This window comes from Nocardia sp. NPDC059229 (genome assembly GCF_042754165.1).
Lineage (GTDB): Bacteria > Actinomycetota > Actinomycetes > Mycobacteriales > Mycobacteriaceae > Nocardia.
The window spans coordinates 618,598-630,416 of sequence record NZ_JBHZAK010000001.1; the positions used below are offsets into that span (position 1 = coordinate 618,598).

The 11,819-nt window shown below is 68.3% G+C and carries 12 protein-coding genes; 7 read left to right on the top strand and 5 right to left on the bottom strand.

The genetic code is table 11. The features are described 5' to 3' along the window. Positions 1–150: 150 nt before the first annotated feature. On the bottom strand, positions 151–1,647 hold the full coding sequence (locus ACFXHE_RS02915) for an MFS transporter (RefSeq protein ID WP_379379175.1): 1,497 nt from the start codon (positions 1,645–1,647) through the stop codon (positions 151–153). A 118-nt stretch (positions 1,648–1,765) separates the two neighbouring features. Here ACFXHE_RS02915 and ACFXHE_RS02920 point away from each other — a divergent pair, with 118 nt between their 5' ends. From ACFXHE_RS02920 to ACFXHE_RS02940, 5 genes are all read left to right on the top strand, one after another. After that, positions 1,766–2,440 (top strand): TetR/AcrR family transcriptional regulator, encoded by a 675-nt coding sequence (locus ACFXHE_RS02920; RefSeq protein WP_379379177.1) that lies wholly within the window; start codon positions 1,766–1,768, stop codon positions 2,438–2,440. 33 nt (positions 2,441–2,473) lie between these two features. Beyond that, complete coding sequence (locus tag ACFXHE_RS02925; RefSeq protein ID WP_379379179.1) at positions 2,474–3,772, top strand: D-arabinono-1,4-lactone oxidase; 1,299 nt, start codon at positions 2,474–2,476, stop codon at positions 3,770–3,772. A gap of 153 nt (positions 3,773–3,925) precedes the next feature. Then, entirely contained in the window at positions 3,926–4,291 is a 366-nt protein-coding gene (locus ACFXHE_RS02930; protein WP_354840665.1) for a hypothetical protein, read from the top strand. A 242-nt stretch (positions 4,292–4,533) separates the two neighbouring features. Next, entirely contained in the window at positions 4,534–4,929 is a 396-nt protein-coding gene (gene mscL / locus ACFXHE_RS02935; protein ID WP_379379182.1) for a large conductance mechanosensitive channel protein MscL, read from the top strand. A gap of 75 nt (positions 4,930–5,004) precedes the next feature. Continuing rightward, on the top strand, positions 5,005–6,555 hold the full coding sequence (locus ACFXHE_RS02940; RefSeq protein WP_379379184.1) for an MFS transporter: 1,551 nt from the start codon (positions 5,005–5,007) through the stop codon (positions 6,553–6,555). 18 nt (positions 6,556–6,573) lie between these two features. On the opposite strand, the gene ACFXHE_RS02945 is transcribed toward ACFXHE_RS02940, so the two are convergent. The 4 genes from ACFXHE_RS02945 to ACFXHE_RS02960 all read right to left on the bottom strand — a co-directional run bounded on the left by ACFXHE_RS02945 (position 6,574) and on the right by ACFXHE_RS02960 (position 10,392). Then, entirely contained in the window at positions 6,574–7,212 is a 639-nt protein-coding gene (locus ACFXHE_RS02945; protein ID WP_379379186.1) for a sigma-70 family RNA polymerase sigma factor, read from the bottom strand. 210 nt (positions 7,213–7,422) lie between these two features. Then, positions 7,423–8,133, bottom strand: a complete 711-nt coding sequence (locus ACFXHE_RS02950; RefSeq protein ID WP_379379188.1) for an ANTAR domain-containing protein — start codon at positions 8,131–8,133, stop codon at positions 7,423–7,425. A gap of 111 nt (positions 8,134–8,244) precedes the next feature. Beyond that, positions 8,245–8,931: a GAF and ANTAR domain-containing protein gene (locus tag ACFXHE_RS02955; protein WP_379379190.1), complete on the bottom strand. Its 687-nt coding sequence runs from the start codon at positions 8,929–8,931 to the stop codon at positions 8,245–8,247. 117 nt (positions 8,932–9,048) lie between these two features. Continuing rightward, positions 9,049–10,392: a DUF3533 domain-containing protein gene (locus ACFXHE_RS02960; protein WP_379379192.1), complete on the bottom strand. Its 1,344-nt coding sequence runs from the start codon at positions 10,390–10,392 to the stop codon at positions 9,049–9,051. A 75-nt stretch (positions 10,393–10,467) separates the two neighbouring features. On the opposite strand from ACFXHE_RS02960, the gene ACFXHE_RS02965 reads away from it, so the two are divergent. Together ACFXHE_RS02965 and ACFXHE_RS02970 are read left to right on the top strand one after the other, a co-directional pair. After that, a complete protein-coding gene (locus tag ACFXHE_RS02965; RefSeq protein WP_379379193.1) occupies positions 10,468–11,088 on the top strand; it encodes a TetR/AcrR family transcriptional regulator in 621 nt (206 codons plus the stop codon). A 129-nt stretch (positions 11,089–11,217) separates the two neighbouring features. Further along, on the top strand, positions 11,218–11,817 hold the full coding sequence (locus ACFXHE_RS02970) for a TetR/AcrR family transcriptional regulator (RefSeq protein ID WP_379379195.1): 600 nt from the start codon (positions 11,218–11,220) through the stop codon (positions 11,815–11,817). Positions 11,818–11,819 lie beyond the last annotated feature (2 nt).

Genomic DNA, 11,819 nt, shown 5'->3' on the forward strand with positions numbered 1-11,819 from the left:
GACCATGGTCGGCGCCGCCACCGCCGTGGACTACCTGTCCGACCGGTTCGCGGGCCTGGCCCCGCCCTCCAACTGCCGCTGATCGCGGTAAGCCGAAAAAGAAGCGGCCCCACTCACTTTCGTGAGCGGGGCCGCTTCCACGTCCGGAACTCAGTGCGCCAGAACGGGTTCACCCTCTGCCGGAACCGGCACCTTGTTGGGCATGATCAGACCGGTGACCACCGCGCCGACCACGAAGATCGCTGCGGCCCACCAGAAGGTGGTGGCGTAGCTCTTCACCGCGGCCTCGGCCAGCACCGCCGCCGACGGCGGCATGTGGCTCGACGCGTAATTGTCGAAGGCCGTCGAGGCCAGGGTGCTCAGCAGCGCGGTGCCGATGGAACCGCCGACCTGCTGGCTGGTGTTCACCATCGCCGAGGCGACACCGGCGTCACTGTGGTGCACGCCCGAGGTCGCGCCGCTGAAGGCCGTCGACATCGCCATCCCGAGACCCAGGCCCATCAGGACCAGGCTGGGCAGGATGTGGCTCGCGTAGCCGGTGTCCACGCCGATGCGGGTCAGCAGCACCATTCCCACTGTGGCGAGCAGGAATCCGCTCACCACGGTCACCTTCGGGCCCACCCGGGGAATCAGCAGGGCGGGCACGGTGGTGGAGGCCGCCACCATGCCGGCGACCATGGGCAGGAACGCCACGCCGGTGCGGATCGGCGAGTACCCCAGCTGCTGCTGCATGTAGTAGGTGAGGAACAGGAACATGGCGAACATGCCGATGCCGATGGTGAACACCGTGACGTAGGACGCACCGCGGGTCTTGTCCAGCACCACGCGCAGCGGCAGCAGCGGATGCGCGACCCGCTGTTCCAGCCAGGCGAACACGCCGAGCAGCACCACGCCGCCGATCAGGAAGGACAGCGTCAGGCCATTGGTCCAGCCGTCCGACTCGGCGTGCGAGAAGCCGTAGACGATGGCGAACAGTGCGGCGGTCACCGCCAGGGTGCCGGGCAGATCCAGCTTGGGCCGCTCGGTGGCGGTGTGCCCGGCCAGCAGCAGTACCGCGCCGACCAGCGCGATGGCCGCGAAGACCAGGTTCACGTACATCACCCAGCGCCACGAGGCCCACTCGGTGAGCGCGCCGCCCAGCAGCAGGCCCAGGGCGCCGCCGGCGCCGGCGATGGCGCCGAAGATACCGAAGGCCTTTGCGCGCTCGGCGGGTTCGGTGAAGGTGACGGTCAGCAGCGAGAGCGCGGCGGGCGCGAGCAGCGCGGCGAACACGCCCTGCGCGACGCGGGAGCCGACCAGCACCTCGAAGTTGCCGGCCGCGCCGCCGACGGCCGAGGCGACCGCGAAGCCAACCAGGCCGGTGATGAAGGTGGTGCGCCGTCCGAACAGATCGGAGAGCCGTCCACCCAGCAGCAGCAGGCTGCCGAATGCGAGCGCGTAGCCGGTGATCACCCACTGCCGATCGCCATTGGAGAAGCCCAGATCGGCCTGCGCGTGCGGCAGCGCGATATTCACGACGGTCGCGTCCAGCACGACCATCAACTGGGCGACGCCGAGTACGGCGAGCACCCACCAGCGCAGCGCGTGCGATCCACGCCGCGATGCGGCGGCCGGTGCCGCGACCTCTTTCTCGAGAGCTGTTGTCATGGTGGTTTTCCTCGTCCCCTAGGATTAGTGGAGAACCGGTCTCCGCTTACCGGTAGAAGCTACCAGCAAAACGGAGACAGCTCCTCCAGATAATCCCGATTGCTGTTAGGATCAGGGTGTGAATCACGTCACCACCGCGCCCCCACCTCGGCGTCTGCGCGCGGACGCCGCCCGCAATCAGCAGCGCATCATCGCGGCCGCCCGCGAGTTGTTCGCCGATCGCGGGCTGGAGGTCACCCTCGACGATGTAGCCGAGCGCGCCGGCGTCGGCGTCGGCACGGTCTACCGCCGCTTCGCCAACAAACAGGAGCTCATCTCCGAGGTCTTCGACCAGATGGTCACCGAACTCGCCGGGGCCGTGGATGTGGCACTGCACCATCCGGACCCCTGGGAGGGCCTGGTCGACCTGTTCGAGTACTCGTGCCGGCACGTCGCGGTCAACCGCGGCTTCGGCGAGGTCATCCTCGAATTGCACGACAGCATGGATCGCTTCTGCGCCATGAAGGATCACATCCGGCCCGGCATGCAGGCGGTCATCCAGCGCGCCAGGGACGCGGGCGCGCTGCAGCCCGACATCGAGGCGGGCGACTTCTTCGCCATGGTGAACATGGTCGACGGCATCGCCGGATTCGCCCGGCCGGTCAATCCGCAGGTCTGGGAGCGCTATATGGCGCTGATCCTCAACGGCGTGCGCGGCGACGGCGTGCCCCGCCTGGCGCTGGCACAGCCGCCGCTCACCGAGGACGAGGTGGAGCGGGCCAAAGCCGCGGCATATACCCCGCGCAAACGGTAGCGCGCATCACACTCGCGGTTTAAAGTTGGTCGCATGACCAACTCTTGGGTGAACTGGGCCGGGGATCAGAGCTGTACCCCGGCGGCCATCGCCGAACCGAGCTCGCCCGAGGACGTCGCGGCAGTACTCGCACAGGCCGAAGCGAACGGGCACACCGTCCGGGTCGCCGGATCGGGACATTCCTTCACCGAGACCGTGCTCACCGACGGCACGCTCCTACGCCTGAACAAGCTGGACCGGATCCTGAACGTGGACCGCGAATCCGGGCTGGTCCGGGCGGAAGCCGGCATCACGCTCAATGCCGCCAGCGATGCGCTGCACCCGCTGGGCCTGGCCTTCCCCAATCTCGGCGACATCGACGTGCAGTCCATCGCCGGCGCCACCGCGACCGGCACCCACGGAACCGGATCCAAGCTGCAGAACCTCTCGGCCGCACTACATTCCGTCGAGCTCATGCTCGCCGACGGCAGCCGGGTCGAACTCAACGAGCAGACCGACCCCGACGGCTGGCGCGCCGCCCGCGTGAACGTGGGCGCGCTGGGCGTGGTCACCGCCGTGACCCTGCAGATGGTGCCGTCCTTCGTCCTCGAGGGCATCGAACGGCCGGTCCCGGTCGAGGAGGTGCTGGCCGATCTCGACAGCTACGTCGAGGGCAACGAGCACTTCGAGTTCTACATGTTCGCGCACAGCCCGCTGGCAATGACCAAGCGCAACAACCGGGTCGAGCTGCCCGAGCAACCGCGCGGCAGAGCCGTGGACTGGTTCTCCGACATCCTCATGACCAACTACACCTTCGACGCGCTGTGCCGGCTCACCCGCCGCCGCCCGAGCCTGATCCCGCTGGTCCAGCGCAGCGCCGCCTACGCGGGCAGCTACCGCCGCCAGGTCGAGCGCTCCTACCGGGTCTTCGCCAGCCCCCGGCTGTTCCGCTTCACCGAGATGGAATACGCACTGCCACGCGAGCATTCGGCCGACGCCATCCGCGAGATCAAGGAGGTGGCCAAGCATTTCGACACCCCGATGCCGATCGAGGTGCGCTGGGTCGCCCCCGACGACGCCTTCCTCTCCCCCGCCGGCGGCCGCGAGACCTGCTACATCGCCGTGCACCAGTACCAGGGCATGAACTACGAGCCGTATTTCCGCGCCTGCGAACGCGTCTTCGACCGCTACAACGGCCGCCCGCACTGGGGCAAGCGCCACTTCCAGACCGCCGAGACCCTGCGCGAGCGCTACCCGGACTGGGACAAGTTCGCCGAGGTCCGCCGCCGCTTCGACCCGAAAGGGCGCTTCGCGAACGAGTACATCGAGCGTGTCCTGGGTCCCGTGCACTGAAAGTGCCGGCCACCGCGCACCGAAAGAGTGCCGATGGCGCGCCGAAAGAGGACTACTATCGGTTGCTGAAAGATGGCTGTAACTGCCCGAGCGTGACCGACGTAGGGAGGGTTCCGATGCCTGAGCGGCGGATCGAAGTAGGGAACCACGACGATGCCCACTGATGACGACTCCGATGACAAGGTCGAACGCCTGACCGACGACCTGCGCACCACCGCGGACGATCTGACCACCGACCTCGGGGTCACCGCCTCCGACCTGAGAGAGCGAGCCGAATCAGCGGCGGGAGCGCTGGCCGAGCGGGCCAGCGGCGCCGCCGCCGAACTGGCCGACCGGGCACAGAGCGCGGCCGCCGATCTCGCCGATATGGCGAAGGCCTTCGCCGACAAGATCACCCCCGAGGATCTCCAGAGCACTCTGGAATCGGTGCGCGCCAACCTCGATCACGCCGCCCAGGACGTGCTCGCCGCGGTCAACGAGATCGTCACCGCCCTCAAGAACAGGGCCGGCGGAAAGTAGTTCCACACCCAACCCCGGTTCCGGGCCACACGGCCCGGAACCGGGGTTGTTCGCTTTCATCCGGCCGCTTCGTTCGTTCCGGATGACCCCGTTGGGTTGCCGATTGTGCGCCAGCCCCGACCGGCCGTTCGGAGTGATGCACGTCAAGGGGGCTGTGCCAGGTGCGCGCCACACCGCGACCAGCCCTTAAACTCCCATCCAGAAGATAACGAAAACGTCTCGGATTGGATTAAGCGCGCATCATGCTCAAGGGCTTCAAAGACTTCCTGATGAGAGGCAACGTCATCGATCTCGCGGTGGCCGTGGTCATGGGCACGGCCTTCACCGCCATTGTGACCTCGGTGACCAAGGGTGTGATCGAGCCGCTGCTGGCCACCCTCGGCGGCAACAAGGAATACGGTCTGGGCTTCCAACTCCTGTCCGACAAGCCGTCCACCTTCGTCGCCCTCGGTCCGATCATCAGCGCCGCCATCAACTTCCTGTGTGTGGCCGCGGTCCTCTATTTCGTGCTCATCCTCCCGATGAACACCATCAAGAACCGGCTCAGCAAGCCCACCGCGGTGAAGGCCGATCCCACCGAACTGGAGCTCCTCACCGAGATCCGCGACCTGCTGGCGAAGCAGAACGCGAACAAGTGAGCCGCGCACCCCGGGTAGGCTTAGCCAGGCTGTTGCCAGCAGCTTGACCTATGCCTAGCCGAGGAGGCGAAAGACGTGGGCCGCATCCCACCCCGGGAACAGTCGGACGATCTGGCGAACCGGGTGGCGCCCGCGCCGGCGAGCCGGTGGGCCATGCTCGCCGTGCTGTGCGCGAGTCTGCTACTGGTGGCGATGGACGCGACCATCCTCAATGTCGCGCTGCCGTCTCTCATCGATCACATGGCGCCCACTCCGATGGAACAGCTCTGGATCGTCGACCTGTACGGCCTGGTACTGGGCGGCCTGCTCATCACCTGCGGCGCGATCGGCGACCGCTACGGCCGCAAGCGGCTGTTCCTGTCCGGCTTCGTGCTTTTCGGCCTGGCCTCGGTGGTGGCGGCGACCGCGCACGCGCCCGCGCAGCTCATCGCGGGCCGCGCGCTGCTGGGCGTCGGCGGGGCCATGGTGATGCCGTCCACCCTCTCGCTGATCCGCAATATCTTCACCGATGACCGGGAACGCACGCTGGCCATCGGCATCTGGGCCTCGGTGGCCGGTGCGGGCGCGGCCATCGGCCCGCTGGTCGGCGGCCACCTGGTCGAGGCGTTCGGATGGTCGGCGGCCTTCTGGCTGAACGTGCCGGTGGTGATCATCACGGTGGCTGCCGGACTGTGGCTGCTGCCGGAATACCAAGCGCCGCAGCACGGCAGCCTGGACTGGGCGAGCGCGGCGCTGTCGGTGCTGGGCGTCGTGGCGCTGGCGTGGGGGATCAAGCATGTGGCCAAGGGCAATCCGGCCCCGATCGATCTGGTGATCATGGCCGCCTCGGTGATCCTGCTGGGGCTGTTCGCCTATCGGCAGCTGAAGTCGCCGGATCCGCTGCTGGATGTGCGGCTGTTCCGCAATCGCGCGTTCACCGCGGCGGCGCTGGCCACCCTGCTGGCCATGCTGGCCATCGGTGCGGCACTGTTCCTGATCTCGTTGTGGCTGCAATACATTCACGGCTACTCGCCCTCCCAAGCGGGCATACGCACGCTGCCCGCGGCGCTGGCCACCCTGTTCGGCTCGCTGTCCACCCCGTGGCTCATGCAGCACGTGAGCGTGCGCGCGCTGATGGGCGTCGCGCTGAGCGCGCTGGCTGGGGGTTTCGCGGTGCTGGCGGCAGTGCCGGACACCACCTATCCGATTGTCGCGCTGGTGCTGGTGTGCCTGGGCATCGGTGACGGCATCGCCATCACAACCGCGGCCGCGGTGCTGGTATCGGCGGTGCCGGCCGAGCGCGCCGGGCAGGCGGGCGCGGTCGAGGAGACCAACTACGAGCTGGGTATCGGCCTGGGAGTCGCGCTGCTGGGCAGCATTCACGGTCGTCTGTTCACCGGCCACATGACCGGATTGCCACTGCAGGGCGACGATCTGGCCGAGGCGCGCGGCTCGGTGGGCGGCGCGGCCCATATCGCCGAGAGGATCGGCGGGCCCACCGGTGACGAAGTGCTGCGCATCGCCCAGCACGCCTACGATGCCGCGCTCACCACCACCTCCTGGATCTCGACCGCCATGGTGGGCACGGTCGCGGTGCTCACCGTGATCCTGGTCCCGCGCGGCTTCAAGGCCACCGCCGCGCACTGATCGGTACGCCGTATCCGGTTATGCCAGTGACACTTTGAGCTGGGCCAGCGCCGAGCGGATGCGTGCCTTGACCGCCGGCAGCCCGATGCCCAGCTGCGCCGCGACCTGTGGGTAGGTGAGACCGCCGTAGAAGGCCAGCACCACCGATTCGCGCTGATAGGGGGTGAGCGTGGCCAGGCCGCGACGGATGGCGCGCTCGTCGTGGCGGCGCAGGATCTCCTCGGCCACCACATCGATGGCGGGCCGGTAATCGCAGACGCCCCAGCGGTGTTCGTGCCCGGCCGCACTGCATTCGCGCCGCACCCGGTCCACCGCCTGATGGTGGGCCAGGGTGGTGAGCCAGGTCAGGGCATTGCCGCGGGCCGGGTCGAAGGCGGCGGCGCTGCGCCAGACCTGCAGGTAGACCTCGTGACAGGTTTCCTCGGCATATCCGGTGTCGCACAGGATGTTCAGGACTCGGGAGTAGATGAGGCCGCGGGTGCGGCGGTAGAGCTCCTCGTAGGCGTCCCGATCACCCGCGCCGATCCGGCGTACGAGTTGATCGAATTCACTGCCGCGCCGGGTGGATCGGGACGCGGCGGGCCGGACGGATGGGCTGGGATGCGAGTGGGTTGCCGGGTGGGCAGCGGAATATTGCGGTGCACGTGAGGAATTCACGATTGCCCCCAGATCGACGGAAAGCGAGCACAGACTTGCCGAAACGAGCCGTCGAGGACTGGGACGGTCGCCAACCGCGAACGGAAACCGGCCGGGGACAGGGGCTTTCGGTTCCGCCAACTCACCAGGCTACTCCATGACCACCCTATTCCCGCCGTGATCCATTTTCGGGGATGGAATTCCGGGCAAAGTGTGCGAATCCGTCGCCGATCAAATCCGCAGGCCCAGTTCGACTATGCCGTGGGCGACCGCGTGCACGGTGACGCGATTGCGCCGCGCGTGGGCGCGGATGAGCGCGAAGGCGGCTTCGGGGGTGGTGTGGTGGGCGTGCGCGATCACGCCCTTGGCCTGTTCCACCACGATGCGGGTGGTGAGGGCGTGCTGTAGCTGCTCGGTCACCCGCTGCTGGCGCTGTACCAGGTTGGCGGTGACGATGTGGCCGGTGGCCATGCCCGCCAGCAGGGTGGCGACCGAGAGGTCCTTGCCGGTCCAGTGCCGCGGGTCGCGCGAGTACAGGCTCAGCACACCGGCTTCGGTGTCGCCGAGGCGCATGGGGACGGCGGCCACCGAGGAAATCCGGTGCCGCCCGGCCAGACTCGTGTACTCCGGCCACATGTCGCCGTAGCTACCGATATCGGTGACGGTCACCGACGCGCCGCAGGCGTGGGCGACCACGCCGGGCCCGCGGGCGTGATCGCGCTGGCAGACCTCGAGATCCAGCAGCTCCTCGGGGATGCCGCCGAAGAGTTCCGACCGGTCACCCCGCAGTTTCGGGGACAGCGCCACCGTCACACCGCCCGGTTCCAGCACATCGATGGCACTGTGCATCAATTCGTCCAGAATATGGGGCAGTTCGGTTGCCGCCGGTAGCAGTCGCGCGAACCTGGCCAGCACCGCCACCAGCAACTCACTGTCGGACACCGTGATCACCCCTCGGCGAACGCCGGGGCGCCCGCCATCAAAGTCTTCCTGTGCCGCTCTTGCCGTCAGCTCATGGTATTTGCCGGGCGGGGTGCTGCGGAACAGTTGCGCTCATTCGGCTTCGATCCGAATCTCGCGCTCCACCACCCGCCGTGCCACCTCCACCAGGGAAAGCCCATGGGTGAAGGCGTATCCCCGCAGGCGGGCATAGGCATCGGCGATCTCGATGCCGAGCCGGGCGCTGGTCATCCCGGCCGCCTGGTGAATCCACCGGCTGGACAACGGCTGTGCCCACTGCCGGGCGTCGTCGCCGGTGGCCAGCACCAGGCTGGCGGTGACCAGATCCGCGATGTGCAGCGCCGCCGACAGCAGTCGCGGCCCCGGCTGCCCGACCGAATCGCGGTACAGATCCACCGCGCCCAGCCGAATCGTGCCCAGTCGCAAGGGCACTGCGAACAGGGAACCCGACACTGGCTCCCCCGAGAGCGCCTCGGCGAACCCGGGCCAGTGCTCGCAGTCGGCGCTCAGATCGGTGATCACCACCGGCACCCCGTCGGCCACCGCCGAGACCGCGGGCCCCTCCCCCGCGGTGGCCTGCGCCCGCTCCACCCGCTCGGCGAATCCGTCACTGGCACACCAGGGTTGCATGCCGGCGTCGCGTTCCTCGAGCACGATGGCCGCGCGCCGGACCGGCAGCACCCGCACACACGCGGTACACACCGCGCTCAGGCCGCCGCCGGCATCACGCACGGCGCGCAGGAACTGTCCCGTCAGCTGATCGAACTGCGACGAAGCCATCACCATCGAACCGCCCCACAATCATCGCCCGGCGATGAGTAATTCGGTGCCCGGGGCCAGTATCACCGTCACAGCTCGACAACGAACAGGGCCGAAAGTCACTGTGGCGGACGATGGTCAGGGCTGATAGGCCACGCCGAGCCGGGACAGGCCGCGCAGGTCGTAGGTGTGGGTGGCAACCGCACCCAGCAGCAGACCCACGGTCAGCCCGAACACCGTCATCCAGATACCGGTGCTCAGACCCGCCTCCAGGTGCCCGTCGAAGAACAGGATGGCACGCACCGACAGGTAGATCTGGTGCATGGGCTCGAAGCTGGACAGCGCCGCGATCCAGCGCGGAATCGCCTCCACCGGAATCGAACCCGAGGAGGACGGCAGGCCCAGCACCACGAAGACGATCATGTTGATCAGCAGCCCGGCGGTGCCGAAGGCCGCCAGCACCGACAGCCCGGTCACCCCCACCGCGATGATGGCCAGCGTGCCGTAGAGGAACAGCGGCAGCGGCTGGTCGATCGGCATGCCGAAGATCCTCGCGATGCCCATGAACATGCCCGAGAGGACCGGCGCGGTGATGACGGTGACGGCCCACTTCACCAGCAGGGTGCGCCAGCGGCTGATGGACGCCGGCTCCGGCGCGCGGAACCACGGGCCGTATTCGGCCGGGGCAAAGCCGAGCACATTGTCGATCATGGAGTGGATGATCATGGCGCCGCTGAAGCCCGCGAACAGCAGCACGAGGGTGTAGAAGAAGGCCGACAGGCCCTGGCCGGTGCCCGCGGGCAGCGGCCGGTACGGACTGACCACGACGTCGATGGGCTTGGCCAGCTGCAGCCGTGCCGCGCCGGACAATTCGGTCGCGGGAGCACCCGCCTTGGGCGCCAGCTTGGCCTTCACCTGATCGGTGAGCTGCGCACCGACGGTCGTATTGACCTGTGCCATAGCACGATCGGTGATGCGCTGCATGATCGAGGACGCATAGGTGCCCGCACGCGGATTGGTCTGCACGGTGATGACCGGGCGCTCCACGTCGCCGGGGACCACCGAGGCCGCCGCCAGAATGGACAGCCGCTTGGTGAAGTCGCTCGGAATGATGATGGCGCCGTAGATCTGGCCGTTGCTCAGCTGCTGGCGGGCGTCATTGATGCCGACCAACCGCAGATCGATCTTGTCCTTCGGAATCTGCTCGGTCAGCGCGGCGGTGATCTGGTCGCCGACATCGATGGTCTTGCCGTCCATCACGTCGCCCACATCCTGATTGACCAGGGCGACCGGGAAGTCGTGCAGGTTCTTCTCCGGGTCGGAGGTGTAGCCGAGGTACATGGTGCCGATCAGCGCCGCGAGCAGCGTGAGCACCAGCATCGGGCCGATCCAGCCGCGCAGCGGCACGGCCCGCCGGGCCGGGGTCGCCGCCGGGGTCGCCGTGGCCTCCGGGCCGGTCGGGGAGGCACTGTCATTCGCCATGCGACGAATGTAGGCAGCGACAACAAAGTAGTCAACGCCAACATCCCCGAGTGTGTCCGATATCCTGCTCTCACCATGAGCATCGCCAAGCGCAAAGCCCGCGAGGTGGTGGAGCGCGCGCGGTCCTACCACCACGGGGACCTGCGCGCCGAACTACTCCGGCGCGCCGAGGAGACCCTGCGCGGCGCGGGTGTCGACGGCCTGTCGCTGCGGCAGCTCGCCCGCGACACCGGCGTCAGCCACGCCGCGCCCAGCCGGCACTTCCGCGACAAACAGGCACTGCTGGACGCGCTCACGGTAGCCGGATTCGAGCGGCTCGGAGCCGGATTCGAGAAGGCCGCCGCCACCGGCGCCTTCCTGGAGCGCCTGCGCGCCATGGCCCACACCTACCTGCGCTTCGCCATCGACAATCCGGCGCTGCTGGCACTCATGTTCGCGCGCAAGAACAGTCCGACACCGGCCATCGGCGAGGCCGCCGCCCGCGCCTTCACCGTGCCCATCGAAATGGTCACCGACGCGCAGGCGAGCGGCGAGGTGGTGCCCGGCGACGCGCGGCGCATCTGCCTGTCGGCGGTCGCCGCGCTGCACGGGCTGGCCGCCATCATGGGGTCGGGCCTGGTCGACGCCGAGGAGGCCGACGGTCTCTTCGACGAGATGGTCACCCACATGATGAACGGTTTGCGTCCGCGACGCTGACGCCGCGTCCGCGAACCGGCTGCGGAGGTCCGCGAACCGGAATCCGTGAGCCCGCACCCGTAACCTTTCAGGCGTGGCGATCGAGAAACGACAGTGACGATCGAAGGCAGGCAGTACGGCGGACGCGCCGTGACCGAACGAAAAGCCGAGCGCAGGCAGCGCTTCCTCGACGCGGCCATCCAGATTTTCGGTGAGCGCGGCTACGCCAACTGTTCGCTGGCCGATGTGTGCGCGGCCGCCGGACTGTCCAAACGCCAGTTCTACGAGGAGTTCCAGACCCGCGAGGACGTGCTGGTCGCGGCATACGACCAGATCCAGGACCAGGCCGGCGCCGCGCTGGCCACGGCGCTGAGCGCCATGGGACCGCACCCGGACCCGACCGACACCGTGACGCGGGCCCTCTCGGCCTTCCTCGCCTCGATCGGCACCGACCCGCACCGCGCCAAGGTCGCCTTCGTCGAGGTGGTCGGCGTGAGCGAGCGCATGGAGCAGCACCGGCGCGATCGGCGGCACGCCTGGGTCGCCACCCTGTATCTGGCGGTGGAACCGCTGGCCGGTTCGGGCGCGCGCGTGCGCGGCGCGGGCGAGCTCGCGGGCAGCGCCCTGATCGGCGCGATCAACGGCCTGGCCCACGAGTGGCTGCTGTCCGAGCCGCGCCCGCCGGTGAGCGATCTGGTGGAAGTGCTCGTCCCCATGGCGGTTTCGCTCATCGTGCGGGATCCGGCCTAGGC

Coding starts and splice junctions, on each gene's coding strand:
- ACFXHE_RS02915 (WP_379379175.1), bottom strand. CDS start 1,647: ATGACAACAGCTCTCGAGAAAGAGGTCGCGGCACCGGCCGCCGCATCG.
- ACFXHE_RS02955 (WP_379379190.1), bottom strand. CDS start 8,931: ATGGCTTCGTCGCAGTTCGATCAGCTGACGGGACAGTTCCTGCGCGCC.
- ACFXHE_RS02930 (WP_354840665.1), top strand. CDS start 3,926: ATGCCCACTGATGACGACTCCGATGACAAGGTCGAACGCCTGACCGAC.
- ACFXHE_RS02925 (WP_379379179.1), top strand. CDS start 2,474: ATGACCAACTCTTGGGTGAACTGGGCCGGGGATCAGAGCTGTACCCCG.
- ACFXHE_RS02960 (WP_379379192.1), bottom strand. CDS start 10,392: ATGGCGAATGACAGTGCCTCCCCGACCGGCCCGGAGGCCACGGCGACC.
- mscL (WP_379379182.1), top strand. CDS start 4,534: ATGCTCAAGGGCTTCAAAGACTTCCTGATGAGAGGCAACGTCATCGAT.
- ACFXHE_RS02965 (WP_379379193.1), top strand. CDS start 10,468: ATGAGCATCGCCAAGCGCAAAGCCCGCGAGGTGGTGGAGCGCGCGCGG.